At 58.4% G+C, this 21,212-nt stretch carries 15 protein-coding genes and 1 pseudogene; 7 read left to right on the top strand and 9 right to left on the bottom strand.

The window, feature by feature from the left end; all coding sequences use genetic code 11:
• Positions 1–151: 151 nt before the first annotated feature.
• Entirely contained in the window at positions 152–595 is a 444-nt protein-coding gene (locus U0C82_RS02645) for a Rha family transcriptional regulator (protein ID WP_322185498.1), read from the top strand.
• Positions 596–1,291: 696 nt separating this feature from the next.
• On the opposite strand, the gene U0C82_RS02640 is transcribed toward U0C82_RS02645, so the two are convergent.
• Positions 1,292–4,324 (bottom strand): hypothetical protein, encoded by a 3,033-nt coding sequence (locus tag U0C82_RS02640; RefSeq protein ID WP_322185497.1) that lies wholly within the window; start codon positions 4,322–4,324, stop codon positions 1,292–1,294.
• A 270-nt stretch (positions 4,325–4,594) separates the two neighbouring features.
• On the opposite strand from U0C82_RS02640, the gene U0C82_RS02635 reads away from it, so the two are divergent.
• Entirely contained in the window at positions 4,595–5,053 is a 459-nt protein-coding gene (locus U0C82_RS02635; protein ID WP_322185496.1) for a ribonuclease H family protein, read from the top strand.
• A gap of 1,034 nt (positions 5,054–6,087) precedes the next feature.
• Positions 6,088–6,444: a hypothetical protein gene (locus tag U0C82_RS02630; RefSeq protein WP_322185495.1), complete on the top strand. Its 357-nt coding sequence runs from the start codon at positions 6,088–6,090 to the stop codon at positions 6,442–6,444.
• 151 nt (positions 6,445–6,595) lie between these two features.
• Here U0C82_RS02630 and U0C82_RS02625 read toward each other — a convergent pair whose 3' ends face one another.
• The gene (locus tag U0C82_RS02625) at positions 6,596–7,012 is read right to left on the bottom strand and encodes a hypothetical protein (protein ID WP_322185494.1); all 417 of its coding nucleotides are present in this window, start codon (positions 7,010–7,012) and stop codon (positions 6,596–6,598) included.
• Positions 7,013–7,368: 356 nt separating this feature from the next.
• Between U0C82_RS02625 and U0C82_RS02620 the strand changes: the two genes are divergently transcribed.
• Positions 7,369–8,046 (top strand): recombinase family protein, encoded by a 678-nt coding sequence (locus U0C82_RS02620; RefSeq protein WP_322185493.1) that lies wholly within the window; start codon positions 7,369–7,371, stop codon positions 8,044–8,046.
• A gap of 919 nt (positions 8,047–8,965) precedes the next feature.
• Here the strand turns inward: U0C82_RS02620 and U0C82_RS02615 are convergent.
• The 3 genes and pseudogenes from U0C82_RS02615 to gshB form a co-directional block, all read right to left on the bottom strand.
• Positions 8,966–10,474 (bottom strand): recombinase family protein, encoded by a 1,509-nt coding sequence (locus tag U0C82_RS02615; protein ID WP_322185492.1) that lies wholly within the window; start codon positions 10,472–10,474, stop codon positions 8,966–8,968.
• 45 nt (positions 10,475–10,519) lie between these two features.
• A pseudogene (locus U0C82_RS02610) lies at positions 10,520–11,167 on the bottom strand (magnesium chelatase domain-containing protein); the annotation flags it as partial.
• Between the two features lie 248 nt (positions 11,168–11,415).
• Positions 11,416–12,357, bottom strand: coding sequence for a glutathione synthase (gene gshB / locus U0C82_RS02605; protein ID WP_322185491.1), 942 nt, complete (start codon positions 12,355–12,357; stop codon positions 11,416–11,418).
• Positions 12,358–12,527: 170 nt separating this feature from the next.
• On the opposite strand from gshB, the gene sthA reads away from it, so the two are divergent.
• Positions 12,528–13,922: a Si-specific NAD(P)(+) transhydrogenase gene (sthA, locus tag U0C82_RS02600; RefSeq protein WP_322185490.1), complete on the top strand. Its 1,395-nt coding sequence runs from the start codon at positions 12,528–12,530 to the stop codon at positions 13,920–13,922.
• 96 nt (positions 13,923–14,018) lie between these two features.
• On the opposite strand, the gene U0C82_RS02595 is transcribed toward sthA, so the two are convergent.
• The 4 genes from U0C82_RS02595 to U0C82_RS02580 all read right to left on the bottom strand — a co-directional run bounded on the left by U0C82_RS02595 (position 14,019) and on the right by U0C82_RS02580 (position 18,042).
• Positions 14,019–14,696, bottom strand: coding sequence for a spermidine synthase (locus tag U0C82_RS02595; protein WP_322185489.1), 678 nt, complete (start codon positions 14,694–14,696; stop codon positions 14,019–14,021).
• Between the two features lie 10 nt (positions 14,697–14,706).
• On the bottom strand, positions 14,707–15,732 hold the full coding sequence (locus tag U0C82_RS02590) for a glucokinase (protein ID WP_322185488.1): 1,026 nt from the start codon (positions 15,730–15,732) through the stop codon (positions 14,707–14,709).
• A 158-nt stretch (positions 15,733–15,890) separates the two neighbouring features.
• The gene (gene mepA, locus U0C82_RS02585) at positions 15,891–16,853 is read right to left on the bottom strand and encodes a penicillin-insensitive murein endopeptidase (RefSeq protein WP_322185487.1); all 963 of its coding nucleotides are present in this window, start codon (positions 16,851–16,853) and stop codon (positions 15,891–15,893) included.
• A gap of 184 nt (positions 16,854–17,037) precedes the next feature.
• Positions 17,038–18,042: an adenosine kinase gene (locus U0C82_RS02580; protein ID WP_322185486.1), complete on the bottom strand. Its 1,005-nt coding sequence runs from the start codon at positions 18,040–18,042 to the stop codon at positions 17,038–17,040.
• A gap of 300 nt (positions 18,043–18,342) precedes the next feature.
• On the opposite strand from U0C82_RS02580, the gene guaB reads away from it, so the two are divergent.
• Together guaB and U0C82_RS02570 are read left to right on the top strand one after the other, a co-directional pair.
• The gene (gene guaB / locus U0C82_RS02575; RefSeq protein ID WP_322185485.1) at positions 18,343–19,845 is read left to right on the top strand and encodes an IMP dehydrogenase; all 1,503 of its coding nucleotides are present in this window, start codon (positions 18,343–18,345) and stop codon (positions 19,843–19,845) included.
• Between the two features lie 119 nt (positions 19,846–19,964).
• Positions 19,965–21,116, top strand: a complete 1,152-nt coding sequence (locus U0C82_RS02570; RefSeq protein WP_322185484.1) for a Gfo/Idh/MocA family protein — start codon at positions 19,965–19,967, stop codon at positions 21,114–21,116.
• Positions 21,117–21,212 lie beyond the last annotated feature (96 nt).

The raw sequence follows: 21,212 nt of genomic DNA, 5'->3' as shown, positions 1-21,212 counted from the left end.
CCGGAGAGGGGGAAGGGCTAACTACTAGACTGATAATGATTATCTCTCGTAAGCCCTGCAAACATTGAAAAATAGACCGTTTATCTGGCCAGTTCAAGCCCTCTGCATTTCCGCTTAACAGTGCCTTCATTTAGCTGACTACCAGTAGCCTATGAACCCTGTCGTCTTCAACCGTGATGGGAAGACCTATACCACCAGCAAGGATGTGGCTGCTTATTTCGGTAAGCGGCATGACAACCTTATCCGAGACATCCAAAACCTCATCGATAAGGGCGTCCTCAATTTTGAGGAAGGGTACTACAAGTTGCCCGTCACCAAGGATCAGTTGCATCGGTACTACGATATGGATCGAGACGGCTTCACTCTCCTGGTTATGGGCTTCACAGGTAAAAAGGCTCTTGATTTCAAGCTTCGGTACATTGCTGCCTTTAATGCGATGCAGGAACAGCTTGAGAAACACGCACTGACACTACCTGATTTCCGTAATCCTGCCATCGCTGCTCGTGCATGTGCTTTGAACGGCATAATGTTTTGGGCTTCAGACTTTGAGCCGCTACCGGAGCGCCTGAAACCTGTTAGTCTATGCATGTCTTAATTTAGCTCATAGAAGCCCACGCAGAGCTGTTGTATAGTTCAGGCTAGGAGGCTTCGAAAATACCAATAACTCCCGCCAATGAGGCGCTATGAGCCAAATAAAGCTATATAAGTAAAAATTAAATCTATTATCTATAATCTTATATCAATTCTAGAATGGCCCTAGGACACGAGAAACAATCCAGAACCCAATTGCTATACAAATTCCCTGGACGATGTGCTTTGAATGCTGCCGTAGCGCGTTAATAGTCTTCCGTACGGACCCCGGCAGCGAGAGCCATATTTTACGATACTCGTCACGGCGATCCTGGCGCTCGATTGCCGAAGAGAATGCACAATCGCTCGCCATCAAACATAGCAAGAATAGGCACACCACTATGAAGAGGACCGTGAAAAAGCCGGTAGCCTGAAACATATATTCTTGCAGTACGAGCGTAAGCAATATTGTGATGGCGATAACGATATGCATGGATCACGTTATCTCGGCTTGAAGGCATCGACAACGCCCAGCTAAACAATGGTATGCCCAGACAATCATTGGGTGATTTAACTTATCGAAATCGGCATAGGAAAGCCCGTTTGATTAGGCCTATACCATGCTGATGAGCTTCAAATAGAAGAATCAAGAGAGATATGTGCGGCTCGACCCCGGAGCGGGGCCTCGCCTATACACCGGATTTCGTATTCTGTCAATCCTCTACCAAGTCCCAAGCCCACCTGACTTCTCGCCCTTATCCCCTGATCCACCATTAGTGCCACCAAAGCCACTGGAGTAACCGCCACTGGAACTGCTGCTTTTGCCCGTATTGGAGGCACTGCTGTTATTGCCCTTGGACGAAGTGGACTTAGTGGATGCCGAACTGCTGCTTTTAGATGGGCTAGAGCTACCACCATCGTAGCTGCTATTGTTCCTGCTGACACTGCGAGCAGAACCCGAGCGGCCGGCAAAGCCACCAGAGTTGTTCGTGCTGCTTTTGCTGCTCGTATTCGTATTGCCCTTGGAGCTTGAGCCACCACCATCGTAGCTGCTGTCACCTCTGGATACGCTCCTGGCGCTACCGGACGATCCTGCAAAACCTGAGCTTCTGTTGGTGCTGCTACGGGTACCGGTGCTGGGGCTATCGTAGCTGGAATCATTCCTGCCGACACTACGGGCACTACCTGACCTACCAGCAAAGCCAGAGCTACGACCATTTGAGCTGCTGCTGGAGCCACCGTCATAACTACTGTCTGCTCTACTCATGCTCCGCGCACTACCAGAACGCCCAGCAAAGCCCGTAGAGGCACCGTCAGCGCCCGATCTGCTGTTTGAGCTACCGGAATAGCCATCGAAGCTGTCATCGGCCTGTGCGAGGCTCCTAGCGCTTCTGGAGCCATTGTTGGAACTGGTGGTATCCCTGGAGAATGAAGGGCTATCGAAGTTGTTATCCCCCAAAGCCATACTACGAGCACTGCCCATAGAGCCTGCGAAGTTGCTCCTGGAGACTGGCCCATTCACATCTGCATCATTACCCGCAACAGACCTAATCGAGCCTACTGCTCCCCCAAAGCCTGCACCAGCGTATGTAGCGGCAATGGAGCGGCCATACTCGTCACGCGCAGCTTGAACGGCTTCAGATGGCTGATACTCACCAACAAGAGAGCCAAACCTGTGCTTTCCAACTACGGATGCATTTTGTAGCTGATCGCCCCAGGTTGGATTGGCAATATCCGGGTTATAGTAATGCGTGTAGTCCTGAGCGGTAGGAGTGATTTCACCATTATAATAGCTTTGAATGGCGTCTTGGAGAGCCGGTCCGAACTCGCCGTAGTTATTCGTCGTATTCGTGATCTCGCTCTCCATCAGTGAATTATACTGAGACGGCGTAACTACACCTGAAATAGGATCACTAAGGCTTTGCTTGTTTAACGACTGGGCTCGGTTCTCGATCGTTGATACGATATTAGCTAGTTCAGTTAGCGCGTCTGGGTCTTTCGCTACCACACCCCTAAGCGTTTCCCCTGCAAGCTCTCCCGCAATAGCGAAAGACATATCCCGTATCTGATCAGCAGTACGGACTGGACCAAAGCCACGATTGGATAGCTCTGCTGCTGTAGCTGCCTGGGGATTTGCCAGAGATGGGCCAAGAGATGAAAACGGGCTTCTCTGACTCCTATTGGCTTGCTCTTTTAAAGCATCGTCAACGGTTATCGATCTGTTAGTGCTCTTAATCGCTGGGCCTTCATACTCGACAGGCTCAGAATCCCTGAACGAGGGTGTTGGGACTGATTTAGCACGGGCTACATTCCTACCCTGCTCGTACGCAGCCTGATCCCAGCCTTCACCCCAAGTACGAGCATTCCGACCTGGTGTGGAGTCTGCGTGCATGTGACCACCGGCCACACCAGGCCTAGTGCCTCCGTAGATGCCTACACCAACCGCACCCTTTTCATGCATAGCCCCGGCGACTGCGGAATAGAGATCGGGAGCATTGTAAGCAGTGACCTTCTGTCCCTGTGGATCAGTCAGGGTGAAATCGAGAGCATGGCCGCCTTCATGATTGCCCTTGGACCTACTACGGCCTGCTTTCTCGTCTCGCGTAAGACCCATGCCGGATGTAGCCGTAACAGACCACCCAGGGCCTAACGTGGCAGCAGCAGCTTCACTGACAAGGCTTTCAATGTCTGCATTGGGCTTCTGATTACGGCTGGCATTCTTCAGGCCGCTATAATCCACAGGAGCGCGATCATAGCGTGAGTTTACAGAAGCAGGAGCAGTCTTAGCAGCCATCGCATCGTCAAAGCTAGGTACGGTATTCCTGTCGTAGTTAAGGTCTCTCTGAGCAATGCTACGAGGGCTGATAGCTGACTTACGAGCTTCTACAGCAGCTTCTACAGGAGCCAGGGCTTCTCTCTCGACTGGACCAAGAGGAGCACCCTTGATCGTTTCAGCCACTCTCGTCGGTGTAATGTCTCTGGTAGCCTCTCCAACCACTCGACCAATTTCAGGAGCAGACCAGCCGAAGATGCTGCCGATGTCCCTGGTCAGATCATTGACGCTATCGATCGCTCTGTTAGCGAACTTACCAATAGCTCCAGGATCAGGTAGCTCAGACTCGAATTGGGCTACATTAGCAGCCTTCTCTTCTGGAGTGGCTAGGGCAATACCCTGACGAGCCAAAGCATCTCTCTGCCTGGCTTCATTGACCGTTAGCGTGGTCCTACGATCAGGTGTGAGAGCTTCAAAGCCTACTGCATAGGTCTCTTCACCGATATTGACATCACCGATATACCCATCTGAATAATCATTGACGCCAACGACAGCTCCAGCCATCTGACCTTTATCGAGTGAAGGCAATCCAAGCGTACTACGGGCAGCATTTACAGCACCGGCATTGTTCAGATTGATACCGGCGTTAAGGCCCTTTGCAGCCACTCCGATAGGTCCAGGAATAGCACCAGCAAGGCCTACGAGAGCAGACTTGTCCGTATAGCCATAGTTATTGGTCATATCCCGATCAGGGGCATTACGAGCATAACTGGATGCAGCAGGGTTCTCATTCCCACTACGCTCGATCTGAAAGGCTTCTTCAGTCCCATCGCCATAGGTCTGCTCTTGCACGATCTGATCGGCAGTATCCGTAGTGGACGCATCAAGCCAATCCAGATCAGTACCCTGCTCGATCAGTTCATACCCCGCTAGATCGCTCACAGGAGCCCCTGTAGAGGTATCTACGAACTGGACGTACATCTTACCGTCAGAACCTCTAACAAGCGTCCTGGTGGCGTATTTGGAGCCTGGTGAGGGTACTGGCTGTGGAGTGGTGGTGCCTAGTAGCTTTTGTCTAAGTAACTGAGTGTAGGTTAAGCCGTCTTCTGTGTATGCAACCATTTTTATCCCAATAATATTCTCTCAAATAACAACTATATACCACAATAGAGGGAGGGTGTCTACGATATACCTTGATTATTTTCCTAATTAATGGTATATTACGATGGTTTGAAACAGAGGGATTACGTTATGCATAATACAAATACGTCTTTGCACATCTATACCGATGGTAGCTGCCTGAATAATCCAGGAAGATCGGCATTTTCTGCAATCATTGAGGAAGTTACCGAAGATGGCGACTTAGTCAAACGCTGGACTGCCACCGGGAGGGAAAAGGACAGCACTAACCAAAGGGCCGAACTTTTAGCGGCCATCGAGGGCCTGCGAGCGGTTCCTAGCGACTTTGATGGCAAGATCGTAGTTGTCACGGATAGCCGCTATTTGTCGGATGGAATGGAAAAATGGATGCCGGGATGGAAAGCCAAGGGTTTGGATAAGCGACCTAATGCTGATCTATGGCGGATTCTCAATAAACTGAGTGATAACAAGAACATTCGGTTTAAGTGGGTAAAGGGTCATTCCGGGCATTCGAGCAATGAAACCGCCCACGCCCTCGCCTACCTCACGCTTCAAACAGAGATCGCCTGACTGAATCTGCATGTGCCATAGGTTTTACAGTTCATAAACACTCAATTTATGTCGTGCTTGTATACGGTAACGTGTATACCCCCCATGGCACATGCGCCCCCCTCCTTTGATAATTCGTCTTTACTTGCCTGATCATAAGCGTCAGTCTAGCGAGATGTATGTCAGAGGAGATTTTATGAGTACGGTTACACTTGCATTAGTGCCAATCCTAAAGGCTCCGTCACACGACATTCAGTCACGGCATGACGTGCCGATATTATCTCATAGAGCTTTGGGGTTGGGTGAACATCATGAAATCTAACGGAAATGCATGGCTGCTATTGAGCGCGGCGATGCTGATGGTTTGTACAGGCGCGCTGGCAAACGACTCGGTGAAGATTCGAACGCTGGTCGAGAGTGGAGCTATCAAAGGGCTTTCAGAGTGCCCAACGGACCAATTTATCGAATGCGCGGCAATATTCGAAGAACGCAAACTCGCTGATGAGAAGCGGGAAAGCGCGTTCAACTCTGACAGTCCAACTCGACAAGAGTTCCCAGAAAGCCTGCTCGGCAGATGGGAAACGGACGAGCGTAACTGTCTCGTAGAGCCTCACCAATCCGGGAATGGAAATACGGGTTCCATGGCGGAGTTTTCGAACAAGGGCGGTGCTAGAATGTTCCATTATTATTATGGGACGGAGCCAACCCATTGCTCGCCTAAGACAATCACGGAAGATGGGGCTGCTATCCTGACAAAAGGCGGCTGTAGGGTAGAAGAGAGTGAGGCTGACCCGGAAGGCGGCTATAGGGTAGAACTGTCAGTCGCTGGAAATTTCATCAACCTATCGTACAGGCCTGGTTCTGAGCCGGGAGAGAAGCTGTATCGATGTGAGAAGGATGCAAACCCAAGCGCTAGAATGACCACCTTGGACACGGCTGCTGATCAAAGCCGGCCGAGAACCTGTAGTGCTGGACCTGATCGGACCCTTTGAAAATCCTCTGACGGCACCGTGATCGCCTATCGACCTATCGATGACACGCCTACGGTTGGCAACATGATCTTCGAAGGCTGGAACGGCACGACTATGCAGTGGAAGGCCACCACTGATTACGGATGCTCAAATGGCATATCGGCCTGCTATATCACGGTCCCTATGGCACGAGCAGACGATATCACGGGTCAAGTTCTGTATATCGAAGAGAACGGGCAATATCCGTATTTGGCAATGCCTGAAGTTTGGCATCAGGTGGCTTGGATTCAAGTCCATCAGATGAGTGAACCGTCTGTCAAAGCAGGCTGGTTTGATCCCGCGATCTCGCGTGAGGATCGACCGATGATTAAAATCCCCCCACATATGAAAGCGGCGGGTTGCGTCAGTGAACGGGGCAAAGCGAATGAGCAAATTGATTAGTAATCTGCTGGCTGTGATCGACTTAGCGCCATCGTCTCAAATGGGTGAATGACAATCCGGGCTCGGTTTCGTCCACGAGCAAATGCCGTATTCGCTGTCCCTACCGATGATGAGGAGGGACAGCTATCGGGTTCATCCGCTGGGGTGTTCGCTAGTGGAATGTTTCCGCGCTGGTGGCTGAATCCAAATCAGACTCGTCTTCTAGAGATTTGATGAAGTCGCATCGATCGAAGCTAGCATTGGGATAATCATCGACTATCGGCTCTTCGTTTCGAACAATCGTGGATATGGTGGCTTGCGCTGCCTCCTTTATTGCGGCTTTGAGCGTTGCCGTCTCTCCGGCTGATAGCTGCAAAGGCGTAAGATCGAACGCGTCCCTTTTGATCCATTCGTATCGATCTGCTGCATTCAGAACCATCTGCTCGTCCTTCAAAAGCAAATAGCGGGTGCCAAGCCCTAGCCGATATGCAAAGCGCCTGGCAGCTTCAGTCCCACCGTCCAGGTGCGAGAAATCTACATCTAGATATCCATTCGTATCGATTTGAACCGTAATTGTGAATGTGTGCATTGCTTTACCCCCTGTCGCTTTATAGGCCTTGGAGACTTTCACTCCATACAAGAAATTCAATTATGGATTTTCAGGGCCGCTGTAAAGCATGTATTTCTAGATTTATTCAAAATAAATAATTCTAATTAACTTATTTTGATACGGCGTATGCTTAAAGATGCATATGGGATTATAGGCCGCTTTGGTTTCTTTCTATATGATGAGGTCTCTAGTTCAGGGTTTACCAGATACGCCTCACCCATTTTCATGCATGAAGGGTCCGAGCTGATCTCCCTGGAATAGGCACTTGCCAATCGTTTAGCGTCTGTTACATCAGTAGCAATGAGCGATGATGCAAACGTAACGGAGCGAGTACGATGGCTGAGGGCAGGTTTGTCTCATATCTCCGGGTTAGCACTGTTCGTCAGGGTGCGTCTGGCCTTGGCCTTGAAGCCCAACGGAAATCGGTTGCTGACTTTCTGAATGGTGGTGCCTGGAACCTGCTCGCTGAGGTCGTGGAGATCGAAAGCGGGAAGAAGTCAGATCGTCCAAAGCTGGATGAGGCGCTAAGGCTCTGTAGGCTTCACAAGGCCACTCTCGTCATTGCCAAGCTCGACCGTCTCAGCCGTGATGCTCACTTCCTCCTAGGCCTGGAGAAGGCTGGCGTAGATTTCGTGGCTGCCGATCTTCCTCACGCTAACCGGCTCACGGTTGGGATCATGGCTATGGTCGCGGACGAAGAGAGGCGAATGATCTCCAAGCGGACGAAAGAGGCTCTAGCAGCAGCTAAGGCTCGTGGCGTTAAGCTCGGTGGAGATCGGGGAAATCTCCCTTCCGTATCAGCTCAGGGACGCATCCTCAGTCAGGAAGTGAGAGAGGCTCAAGCTCATAGCCGAGCTAAGGACCTTTCTCCGATCATTGCAGAGCTGCGGGAATCCGGCTCAGTCTCATTGAGGGAAATAGCGTCGGGGTTGAACGAGCGTGGATTCCGCACTCCTAGAGGAGGAGAATGGAGCGCCGTTCAGGTGAAGCGAGTGCTGGATCGAACGGCGTAGGCCTTCGAGAAAAAGAGGCGCGCCTAAAGGCTAATTCGGCCGATATTGCGCGCTACCATTTTATGCGCGAAATTCGGGAACGTGCAGGACCCGATTTGTGCTCGTTTCTAGTTGCTCTGCTAAACTGATCGCCACCTTGAAGGTGAAGTCATGGACATTCCATGGAGTAATATATTCGATTTTGTAGAGACAATCACCCTAGTTGGCGGTGCGATATTCGCCGTAATAACGATCAAGAAAAATAGCGATTCGCGAAATATTGACTTCATTCTGAATAGTGAACAGTGCTTAGACCCCATATCTCTATCGCTAATGGAAATGGACGAGCCTGCTTTACGATTGGCTCTCCGTTCAGAGATAGGCGATAAATATGATTATTCAGAAATGATCTATTACGTCTACTGTAGACTAAACTATGAACAAATTTCGAGAATGTTCTACCTAGCGAACAATCGCAATATAGATATTGGCATGAATGAATCTGAGAGAAATGAATACATAGAAATATGGAATAACTACCTAATGAAGTTTAGGGGAGACGTATATATGAGAGAGGTCCATAAGAATGCAATGTTTAATCAGGACTTCAATATCAAATTCTTAAAGAACGCTGACGCAATATTGTCATCAGATAAATAGTATAATTGCATCAGATTTTCCGATTTCTTTTCAATTTATTATTTCAACTCAATCTAAAGCCAGTAATGGAATTTCGGGGTCGGAATGCCGCCTTCTAACTTCAATCGATCTACTCCATCAACCAACAGCCTTACCTCACGCCGGTCCCAATGGATTTTGGATGGCCTGTCTGTTGAAGGCAGATTGCGCCGGTTCGTCGTTTATCGAACATTCATGGGTGCGGGATCGATCTAAGCGCTCAATACGGGCATTGCGTATACCTTCTGAAGACTCGTTGCAGTCAGAATTCCACCGCGACCTTCACAACCCCGTCATGCTGAGCTTCACGTCCCGACGCATCCTCGTAAAGCCGTGAGCGAATTGCAGGTTTCAGATGGACCGCAAAGGAGCGCGGGGTTTCCTTATTGCAGAGGTCAATTCGCTCTACCCATCGTGTCAGTTCCGCTGAGAGCCTTCTCCTGTAGATCGGATTGTTTGCCTCCATCCAGAAATCCACAATCGGATTTTTGGAGCCTGAAAATGTGGACTGACTGACACGCATTTCATCAATAGTAGCCTGAAGTTCTTGCTCCTCTACCTGGAGCGCCTTTGCCCTCTGAATAAGATCGGGGATTTCAAGGCCCTGCTCAATTGCAGCAACGATGTTTGTAATGGCTTTTCTCTTACTCTCGATGGCAAGCTCTATCTCTGCGATGTCTTTCGAATTATCAGAGCTACGATTGTGTATCTGATCTAGCAACTCGCTGAAACCATTGATGAAAAGTGCTTCAGTGATTCCGTACTTCAATGACGGTTCGCCGCAACGAACAGCGCAAACTAATCGGTCTTCTTTGTCCCTGATGGACAACCGTTTGAAATGTAGCGAAGAGCCGCATGAACAGTACGCTAAGCTGGAGAACAGATTTCGAGGTCCCGTCGCTGCTGGTTTTGGGCCTGAGGAACGTCTAGTCCGGTTGGCTTTGATGAATGAAAGCTCATCCACGACCATTGGATAGAAATCCTTTATTGGCTGTCCTATCGGCTTCCGGTTCACGCCCCTAGAACCCTGATGAGGCTGATAAACTCCGATCACAGATTGGTTCTGGAGGATTCTCGCCACGGAGCTATGTTGCCAGCGGGTCCCTCGTGGTGGCAGATATCGATGATCATTGAGATGCCGGGCTATGGCTCTCGCACCCAAGCCCTCGTCAACAGCAAGTGCAAAAATCAAGCGCACGACTTTTGCTTCCTTAGCTATTTCAACGAGCTGGCCATTTTCTCCGCGTGTAAGCCAGAACGGTAGTGCAATCTTCGTGTCGGCGTTTTTCCTCTTCTGATCCCAAACCTGAGAGAGTCGCAGACTCTTTCGCTTGGATTCTTCGTGTCCTACGAACAAAGACATCAGGGACATCATGAGTTGCGACATATCCCCCATGAGGGATGAATGCGTGTATTCCCGTTCGTCCTGTAGCGTGACCACATTTACCCCGCTCTCTAAAATGCGACGGAGGAGATCGAGAGCATCAAGGGGATTGAGGCGCGTAAGTCTGTCTAGAGCCTCGATAAGTAGATACGAACCGGAAGGAATTGCTCCTGATTTAACAGCCTCTAGGAAGGCGTTTAGGCCGTAACCCTCCTGTAGGTTCTTTCCAGAGAAGCCTGAAACGCCAAGATCAGCATAGTTTTCTTCGGCTAACTGTAGGCCCTTTCGACTACAATAATCTGAGGTAGCATCTGTTTGCCGTCGAAGGCTGTCTCCTGCAAGTTGGTCAGGAGTGCTGAAGCGAATGTAGCTGTAGGCTAAGGGCATTGTCACACCTGATGAACGCCAGAAGGGATCAGGTTATATAGCACACACCATCAGGAGATTGTGCCCTCCGGCCGCCGCGATCTCGAGGGCGCGCTTGGCGACGATCTGGCCCTTGATCTCGGCAAGATCCGGCACGTTGGCGGGCAGCGCCCGGACGGCCGGTTCGGGACGGGCGACGACCTGGGTTCCGCGAAAATGGTTCGCGATCTGGATCAGGCTCCTTGCGGCGATGATCGGCATGTCGGGGTCCGCCCAGGCGGCCTCCGGCCCGCATTCCGCCGGGCAGATGAGACCGAGGCCGAGGCCGTTCGCCCCCATGGCAGCAGGCAACACACCGGTGACGGAGGTGATGGCGCCGTCGAGCGAGAGTTCGCCGAGGACCATGTAGTCGGCCACCGCGTCCGCCGGTAGAGCGCCGAGCGCCGCCATGAGGGCGAGGGCGATCGGCAGATCGTAGTGGCTGCCCTCCTTGGGCAGGTCGGCGGGCGCCAGGTTGACGGTGACCCGCTTGGGCGGCATGGACAGGCCCGAGGCATGAAGGGCGGCCTGAACCCGTTCGCGGCTTTCGGCGACCGCCTTGTCCGGCAGTCCGACGATCTGGATCCCCATCTTGCCGGGCGCGACCATCACCTGAACATCGACGGGCCGCGCCTCGATACCCTGAAATGCGACCGTCCTGACGCGCGCGACCATGGCGAGCTTCCCCTGACCGAGGCGACCCGTTTCCATGCCAAGGGTCGATCAATTGCCACTCAAGGTAAGCATGATTGCGGGAATAAAACAAGAACGAAAAGAACGCGGGACCACCGGCAGACGGTCTCGCCTTCAGATCGTTCCCGGCTTCACACCCACCCGGGACCTGAACGTGTTTCCGCGTTCGCGGGCATCGCGGCCGTCGCAAATCGACAGGGCCGACACGCGCGCGCTGCCCGGCTCGCGTCTCAGCCCAGCCGGTTCTCGATCGCGTCCCACAACAGAGCGGCGATATCGTTGCCGCCGAAGCGCTTGACCTCCCGAATGCCGGTCGGGGAGGTGACGTTGATCTCGGTCATCATGTCGCCGATCACGTCGATGCCGACGAAGATCAGGCCCCGTTCCTTCAGTGCCGGCGCGATCCGGGCGCAGATCTCGCGCTCGCGCTCCGTCAGCTGCGTCGCCACGGCCTTGCCGCCCACATGCATGTTGGAGCGGGTGTCGGTTTCGGCCGGAACCCGGTTGATCGCCCCCGCGATCTCGCCATCGACGAGGATGATGCGCTTGTCGCCCTGCCTGACATCGGGCAGGTAGCGCTGGCAGATGAAGGGCTCGCGGGAGAGCTGGCCGAACATCTCGACGAAGGATGAAAGGTTCTTGTCGTCCCGGGTGACGTGGAACACGCCGGCGCCGCCATTGCCGTAGAGCGGCTTCATGATCATCTCGCCGAATTCGGCGCGGAACGCCTTCACCGCTTCCGGATCCCGGGTGATCAGGGTTTCCGGCATCAGGTCGGGAAATTCCGTCACGAAGATCTTTTCGGGCGCATTGCGCACCGAGGCCGGGTCGTTGACGACGAGGGTTCCGGGGTGCACCCGCTCCAGCATGTGGGTCGAGGTGATGTAGGCCATGTCGAACGGCGGGTCCTGCCGCAGGAGCACGACGTCCATCTCGGCAAGGTCGATCGTTTCGGTCGCCCGCAGGGTGAAATGATCGCCCTCGCTCTCGCGCAGTTCCATCTTCTCGGCCCGTGCGGTCACGGTGGCGCCGCGCATGGAGAGCCGGTCGGGGGTGTAGTGCCAGAGTTCGTATCCGCGCCGTTGCGCTTCGATGCCGATCGCGAAGGTCGAGTCGCCCCGGATCGAGATCGAGGAGACATGGTCCATCTGAACCGCGACTTTGAGAGACATGGACACCATCCTTCGTGCGGGCCGCCTGTTTGACAGCCGAGGTAAGGCCCAGAGCTTCCGGTGGCAATGGGGCGTCAAGGTTCAAGGGCCCTTCGCCGTGTAATTCGGCCTTTCCCGTCGAACAAGCGAGTGGCGGGAGGCGTCGTTCATCGAAGCTCGAGGGAAGTGCATTGAACCATTTCGATCTTCTGGTCATCGGCTCGGGGCCGTCGGGCCGGCGTGCCGCGATCCAGGCCGCCAAGCTCAATCGGAGCGTCCTCGTCGTCGAGCGCGGACGCCGCGTCGGCGGCGTGTCGGTGCATACCGGAACCATCCCGTCCAAGACCATCCGCGAGACCGCCCTGAACCTGTCCGGCTGGCGCGAGCGCGGCTTTTACGGTCGCTCCTATCGGGTAAAGAAGGATATCACCGCGCACGATCTGCGCGAGCGGCTGCACAAGACGCTGAATCACGAGATCGAAGTGCTCGAACACCAGTTCGCCCGCAACAAGGTGTCGATCCTGCGCGGCGAAGGGCGGTTTCTCGATCGCCACACCGTCGAGGTCGCCGGCGACGACGGCGACATCAGGACGTTCACCGCCGACAGGTTCATGATCGCGGTCGGCACACAGCCGTTCCGCCCCGACTACGTTCCCTTCGACGGCACCCATGTCTTCGACAGCGACGAGATCCTGGACCTTCCCGAACTGCCGCGCTCCATGGCGGTGATCGGGGCCGGCGTCATCGGCGTCGAATATGCCTCGATCTTCAACGCGCTCGACGTGAAGGTGACGCTGGTCGAGCCGCGTCACACCATGCTCGACTTCATCGACGCCGACATTCTCGATGATTTCACCTACGATCTGCGCGACCGCGGCATGGCCATGCGGTTCGGCCAGAAGGTGACGGCGGTCTCGCGCATCGGCGATGGTTGCGAGATCCGCTTCGAGGGCGGGCGCACCGTGCGCTCGCAGATGGTCCTGTTCGCGGCCGGGCGCATCGGCTCGACGGCAACCCTCAATCTCGATGCCTGCGGGCTGACGGCCGATCATCGCGGGCGGCTTTCCGTCAATCCGAAGACGCTGCAGACCGAAGTGCCGCACATCTACGCCGCCGGCGACGTGATCGGCTTTCCGAGCCTTGCCTCCACCTCCATGGAACAGGGGCGCATCGCGGCCTGCCACGCGCTCGAGGCGCCGACCCATCAGCCGCCGGAGTTCTTTCCCTACGGCATCTATTCGGTGCCGGAGATCTCGACGGTCGGCATGACGGAAAAGGAAGTGCAGGACCGCGACATCGCCTACGAGGTGGGTGTCGCGCGGCTTCGCGAAACCTCGCGCGGTCACATCATGGGCATCGACAACGGCATGCTGAAAATGCTGTTTTCCCTGAAGACGCGCCGGCTTCTGGGCTGTCACATCGTCGGCGAGGGCGCCACCGAGCTGATCCACATCGGCCAAGCGGTGCTGAACCTCAAGGGCACGCTCGATTATTTCGTCGAGAACACCTTCAACTATCCAACGCTCGCGGAAGCCTACAAGATCGCCGCTCTCGACGCCTACAACCGCATGGGGGGAGCGGCCTGACGGGCCTTCTCCCGTAACACGCCGCAGGGGCCTGACGATGCCGCGCGGCGAGGTCTTGCGACACTCGATCGCCCGGCGGTTGCGGCCGGGCTCTTGTCACCGCGGTTTCGCGGCGAGCCAGATCGTGTGCTTGGCGCCGCGTCTGGTCCGCCCGGCGCGAACGGTCTCGACGGATGTCGAAAAACCCGCCGCCGAAAGCCGCCGGGTGAAACCCGCATCGCCATGGGCCGACCAGACGGCGAGGACGCCGCCCGGCTTCAGCGCCCGGCGCGCGGCCCCGAGGCCCGCGAGCGAATAGAGCGCGTCGTTGCCCTCGCGGGTGAGGCCGTCCGGGCCATTGTCCACGTCGAGGAGGATCGCGTCGTAGCCGGCTTCCGCCTCGCCGATATGTCGGACGACATCGCCGATCTCGATGCGCACGCGCGGATCGTCGAGGCAGGTGCCGAACACCGCCGCCATGTCGCCGCGCGCCCAGTCGCAAAGCGCCGGCACGATCTCGCTGACGGTGATACGGGCGTCCGCGTTCGTGCAGTCGAGCGCTGCGCGAAGCGTGAAGCCCATGCCGAGCCCGCCGATCAGCACCCGGGGGGCCTTGCACCCTCCCAGTCTTGCCAGGGCGAGCGTCGCGAGCGCCTCTTCCGAGCCGCCGAGGCGGCTGTTCATCAGCTCGTTGCCTTGCGAGATCTGGATCGAGAACTCGTCTCCCCGCCGCAGGAGCCTCAACGTCTCGCCGTCCGGGGCGGGCGCGCTCGCAAGATGAATCCAAGGCAGCATGGGCCGGCTCTCACCTCTTCCAGTGACGGCCGGTCGTCTCGAGACCGAAGAAGCGCGGCGAGCGGGCGAAGGCGGCAAGACCGGCCAGCGCCGGCTGCTCTTCCGTGATGACGTAGAGCGGGATTTCCCGCATCAGCGCCGAATGCGGCGCCTTGTCCTCGAAAGCCTCGCGCATCCGTGTCCGGTCGATCAGCGGCAGGATCCGCTTGAAGATGCCGCCCGCGATGTAGACGCCGCCGCGGGCGATGAAGACCAGCGCGATGTCGCCGGCGAGCCGGCCGAGATAGATCGAGAAGAGGTCGATCGCCTCGCGCGCGTGAGCGTCGCCGCCGGTCTCGGTCGCCTGGGTGATCTCTGCGGGTTTGGTGAAGCGGGGCGTCTCGCCGTCGGCCTTGCAGATCGCCTGGTAGAGGTTGACGAGACCGCGCCCGCACAGGATCTGCTCGCCTGAAACGCGCCCCTCGATCGTCTTCAGGTGAGGCCAGATCATCCGGTCGCGATCGGTCCGCGCGCCCAGATCGATATGGCCGCCTTCGCCCGCGACCGGAATCCACATGTTGCGTGCCCGCACGAGGCCCGCGACCCCGAGACCGGTGCCGGGCCCGAGCACGGCGCGGCTGGCGCCCTCGCGGTGGACGCCGCGCCCGATCTCCTCGCGCGCGCCGTCGCCGAGCGAGGAGATGGCGAGCGCCTGGGCTTCGAAATCATTGATGACGACCACTTCGTCGAGGCCGAGTTCGGCGATCATCCGCCGAGGATGGATCACCCAATGGCAGTTCGTCAGGTCGATTTCGTCGCCGTCGATGGGGCCGGCGATCGCCAGAACGGCGCTCTTGGGCTGGATCGAGGTCTGGTCGAGAACGTGGACCTGGATCGCTTCGTCGATGGTCCGGAATGTCTCGGTCTCGGCCGTCTCGAAGAATTTCGGCTCGGCGAACGCGTCCTTGAGGATCGCGAACCGTGCGTTGGTGCCGCCGATGTCGCCGATCAGGATCGGGAACTTCAGAAACGTGTCGGGCTGACGCCGTGCTGCCATTGGTCTGTCTTCCCCTCCGGATTCGCCTCCCCGACACTTAGCCGCGCCGCCGGCAAAGGCAAAGCGGGCGCGGCGAAGATCGGGCATGGCGAAGGTGCAATCTTCGCGGGCAGGCCGGAAACGCCGGGGATCAAGGCCGGCCGGCGCGGCGGCCCCGTTCAGCGCGCCGGGCGGGGCCTGGGGCGCGGCACGTCGCCAGGAGGGGTGGCCATGGCGGCCAGCGCCTCGCCGCCGCCTTCGCCGATGGTCAGAACCTTGCGGCAACTGGCCGGAAGGTCCGCCATCGTCAGATCCGGCTTCTTCTTGTAGGGCTTGGCATCAGGCGGCGGCGGCTGCAGCGCCACGTCGAACCAGTAGTCGAGATCGCCGCAGCCGTCGCCCTTGCCGGTCGAGCGCTGGGGTTCGCAGTTCGGCGATCCCTCCTGGCAGAAGAGGCGGATGTGGAAATGGCTGTCGTGCCCGTAATAGGGACGCACCTTGTTGAGCCAGTCCCGGTCGCCGCCCGCCGTCTCGCAGAGCTTCTTCTTGATGCCCGGATGGACGAGGATGCGCTGGACCTTCGCGTCGCTCGCCGCCAGCTTGATGAGCTCGCGGTAGCTGTCGTCCCAGATCCGGTCGTCGGCGGTGACGCCGCCCTCCTTCAGGACGGAGCGGAAGGGGAAATCCTCGCGCGCCTGCGTGCTCAGCCGCTCCCGCGGCATCGGCCGCAGCCAGACATCGGCATCGAGGCCGATCTGGTGGGAGGAATGCCCAGACGGCATCGGCCCGCCGCGCACCATGGAGATGTCGCCGAAGAGAACGCCCGGCCAGATGCCCCGACGCTTCACCTCGCTGGCGAACCTTTCGAGATAGTCCACCATCACCGGATGGCCCCAGCGCCGGTCGCGCGAAAGCCGCATCGCCTGGAAGGCGTCCGCGTCGGCCGGCAGTTGCACCGCGCCGGCAAGGCACCCCTTGGAGTAGAAGCCGAGGCTTTCGGCGGGCAACGGGGCCGGCGTGCTGGCCTCGGAAAAAAGGGTCTTGGCAGCCGGTTGCCCAACGGCCGGTCCACCCGCCGCGGCAAGCGCGCCGCAAGCCAGCGCGGTCCGCGACAGAACCCGCAAAATCTTCATGACGTTCATGATCCGCCTCGTTTCTCAATGCCGCGACGAAGCCCGTGGGCGCTTCGGCCGAGCCCATCGGGACGCGGCGTGTCGCAAGTCGTGCCGGCTCAGGTGCTTCACGGAAACGTCGAAACGATGACGGGCCATTCGTCCGGCGATCGGGCATTGTCAGGACGCCGCGAGGATGACCGGTGGGCGTAGATCAGCTGGCGAGGATCTCCGCGATCGCGGGAAGATCCTTCAGGGGCCTCTGCGGGCGCGCGCCGATCTTCGCGATGACGTGAGCGGCCGATTCCACCGCGAGGCGTCCGCAGATCTCGCGCGGCATGCCGGCGATATGACCCATCAGATAGCCGCCGGCGAAGGCGTCGCCCGCGCCCGTCGCGTCCACCACCTTGTCGACCGGGCTCGCGGGAACGACGGTGCGCGCCTGACCCTCGACGATGATGCAGCCTTTCTCGCCGCGGGTGACGATGGCGAGCTTGGGCGCGTCGCGGCCGAGCCGGTCGAGCGCCTCGTCGAGATTGTCGGTCTCGTAGAGGGCCAGGGCCTCGGTTTCGTTGGCGAAGACGATATCGACGGTGCCCGAGCGCAGAAGATCGAGAAATTCGTTGCGGTAGCGCGCGACGCAGAAATCGTCCGACAGGGTCATCGCGACCTGGCGGCCCGCCGCATGCGCCGCGTGCGCCGCCTTGACGATGGCTTCCTTGGCCTTGGGCGGATCCCAGAGATAGCCCTCGAAATAGGTGACCTTGGACGCCTTCACGAGGTCTTCGTCGATGTCCTGCGGCCCAAGTTCCGTGCAGGCGCCGAGGAAGGTGTTCATGGATCGCTCGCCGTCCGGGGTCACGAGGATCAGGCAGCGCGCCGTCGGTGCGCCGTCGCCGGCGTTCGGCGCGGTCTCGAACGTGATCCCGGTGGCGTGGATGTCGTGGTTGAAGATCGTGCCGAGCTGGTCGTCCGCGACCTTGCCGATGAAGGCGCCCTTGCCGCCGAGGCTGGCGAAGCAGGCGATGGTGTTGGCGGCGCTGCCGCCCGAAGCCTCGGTGCCCGGCGACATCGCGGCATAAAGCGCCTCGGCCCGTTCCGTATCGATCAGCGTCATGCCGCCTTTCTGGATCGCGTTCTCCACGAGGAACTCCTCCTCGCACGGGGAGATCACATCGACGATGGCGTTGCCGATGCACAGAAGGTCGTATTCAGCCATGGAGATCCTGTTCCTTGTCGCCGGGCGAGGCCGCGTCCGCCCAACGATGGGCGCATGAAGGTTTCGTCCCTGTTAGCGAAGCCGCGCGGCGATGGCTAGGCGCAGAGAACGGTCCGCCCGACGCAGCCGGCCGACCTTTTGAACGATGCGCGCGGCACGCTTTCCAAGCGGAGCGTCCGAGCTTTCGCGTTCGCGGCGATCTTCCAAACGACATGGAGGCGTGCTAGCCGTCAGCGCCATCCTTTTGCACCGCACGCGGGTCGCCCGCGGGGCGGTCATGGGTACTTCGAAAGGACTGGCATGGCCCGCATCATCGAAACCGCTTCAGGCGGCACCGCTCTCACATTCGACGACGTCCTGCTTCTTCCCGGCCACTCGGAAGTGATGCCCGGCGAGGTCGATGTGAAGACGCGGATCACCCGCGAAATCGCGCTGAACATCCCCATTCTTTCGGCGGCCATGGACACGGTGACCGAATCGGGTCTCGCGATCGCCGTGGCCCAGGCCGGCGGCATCGGTGTCATCCACAGGAATCTGACGCCAAGCGAGCAGGCCGAACAGGTGCGTCAGGTCAAGAAGTTCGAGAGCGGCATGGTCGTCAATCCGGTGACGATCGGGCCCGACGAGACCCTCGGCGACGCCCGCGCCTTGATGGCCCGCCACCGCATCTCCGGCATCCCCGTGGTCGACAAGGGCAATGACGACGGGGCCGCGCGCGGCAAGCTCGTCGGCATCCTGACGAACCGGGACGTGCGGTTCGCTTCCGACGACCGCGAGCCGGTCCACCAGCTGATGACCCACGAGAACCTCGTGACGGTCAACGAGAACGTGACGCAGGACGAGGCCAAGCGGCTCCTCCACCATCACCGGATCGAGAAACTCCTCGTCACGGACGCGGCCGGCTATTGCATCGGCCTGATCACGGTCAAGGACATGGAGAAGTCCCAGCTCAACCCGCAGGCGGCCAAGGATTCGCAGGGCCGGCTGCTCGCGGCGGCCGCAACGAGCGTCGGCGAAGACGGCTTCGAGCGGGCCGAGCGGCTGATCGATGCCGGCATCGACCTTCTCGTCATCGACACCGCGCACGGCCATTCCCAGCGGGTGCTCGATATGGTCACCCGCGTCAAGAAGCTGTCGAACAGCGTCCAGATCATCGCCGGCAACGTGGCGACGCCCGCAGGCACCAGGGCGCTGATCGATGCGGGTGCGGACGGTGTGAAGGTGGGTATCGGACCGGGCTCGATCTGCACCACGCGCATCGTGGCCGGCGTCGGCATGCCGCAGCTCGCCGCGGTTCTGGGCGCGGCCGAAGAAGCGGCCAAGCAGGGCGTTCCGGTGATCGCCGACGGCGGCATCAAGTTCTCCGGCGATCTGGCCAAGGCGCTCGCGGCGGGCGCGGCCGGCGTCATGGTCGGCTCGCTGCTGGCCGGCACGGACGAAAGCCCGGGCGAGGTCTATCTCTACCAGGGTCGCTCCTTCAAGGCCTATCGCGGCATGGGTTCGGTCAGCGCGATGGCGCGCGGTTCGGCCGACCGCTATTTTCAGGCCGAGGTGCGCGACGAATTGAAGCTCGTGCCCGAAGGCATCGAGGGCCAGGTCGCCTACAAGGGCCCGGTCTCGCAGGTGCTGCATCAGCTCACCGGCGGCCTTCGCGCGGCCATGGGCTATGTCGGGGCAAAGAATCTCGAGGATTTCCGCAACAAGGCCGAGTTCGTGCGCATCTCGAACGCCGGCCTCAAGGAAAGCCACGCCCACGACGTGACGATCACCCGCGAAAGCCCGAACTATCCGATGGGGGCCTGAAGCCTGAGGGCGGCGCGACCGGGGCGCCCCCCTCTCACCGTTCGACCGATCAAGACTTCACGCTTTCTTCAACGCGTCCGATTAAACTTGGGGGCGCCCGGAAGCGTGAAGGACCTTTCATGAAAATTGCGATCGTCGGCTGCGGCTATGTGGCCGACTATTACATGCTGACGCTCGCCAACCATCCCGACCTCGAGCTGATCGGCGCCTACGACCGCGATCCGGCGGCCGCGCAGCGGTTCACCGCCCATTTCAAGGTCCCGATGTTCGAGAGCTTCGAGGCGCTGCTTGAAGCCCCCGGTCTAGAACTCGTCCTCAATCTGACGACGCCGGAAAGTCACTACGAGATCAGCCGGGCCGCGCTCGAGGCCGGCCATCACGTCTATTCGGAAAAGCCGCTGGCCATGACGCTCGCCGATGCCGAGGCGCTGGTCGCACTGTCGCGGGAAAAGGCGCTGATGCTGGCGGCCGCGCCCTGTTCCCATCTCGGCGAGGCGGCGCGGTCGCTCGATGCCGAAATCAGATCCGGCGCGATCGGCGAGCCGAGGCTCGTCTATGCCGAGATGGAGGACGCGATGGTGTTTCGCGATCGCTACCATCTGTGGCGAAGCCCGTCCGGCGCGCCCTGGCCTGCCGCGCACGAGTTCGAGATCGGCGCGACCCTCGAACATGCGGGCTACTATCTCACCTGGCTTTGCGCGTTCTTCGGCCCCGTCCGCCAGCTGACGGCGTTCGCCGCGCTGACCTTTCCCGACAAGGGCACGGGGCAGGCGCCCGAGACCCTGGCCAACGATTTCTCCGTCGCCGTGATGACGTTCGAGAACGGCGTGACCGCGCGCCTGACCTGCGGGCTGGCCGCGCCCAAGGACCGCTCGTTCCACGTCGTCGGCACGAACGGCATGCTCTCGGTCTCCGACGGCTGGGACTATCGTTCGCCGATCTATCGGCGCGATGTCCTCGGGCACTGGAACAGTACGCCGGCGATCCTCGGCAAGGTGCTGAAACGGCTGCAGGCGAAGCTTCCCGCGCGCCACTGGTTCGGCGCTCGCGTCAAGACGGAGCGGTCGGGCGGCAAGCTGCCGGCCACGAACTCGAAGATGGATTTCTCGCGTGGTCCCGCCGCCATCGCGGCCGCGGCAAAGGCGGGCAAACCACTCGAATTCGGCGCGGATTTTGCGCTGCACGTCACCGAACTGGCCCTGATGATCCAGAACGCGGACAGGACGCCGATGCCCTATAGGCCGAAGTCGAGTTTTGCGCGGGCGAGGTGAAGGGGGCTCGGTCTTGAGCCGGCCGTTTTGCAGGATTGGTGCTCAACGCGTTCGGAGCGGTTTTGACGCCGCCATGGCCGGATCCTCGGGTCGGCG

Source organism: Fulvimarina uroteuthidis, assembly GCF_034321785.1.
In the GTDB taxonomy this organism is placed as follows: Bacteria; Pseudomonadota; Alphaproteobacteria; order Rhizobiales; family Rhizobiaceae; genus Fulvimarina; species Fulvimarina uroteuthidis.
The sequence above is the reverse complement of the archived record's forward strand: the minus strand, read 5'-3'. Positions and strand labels throughout refer to the sequence as shown.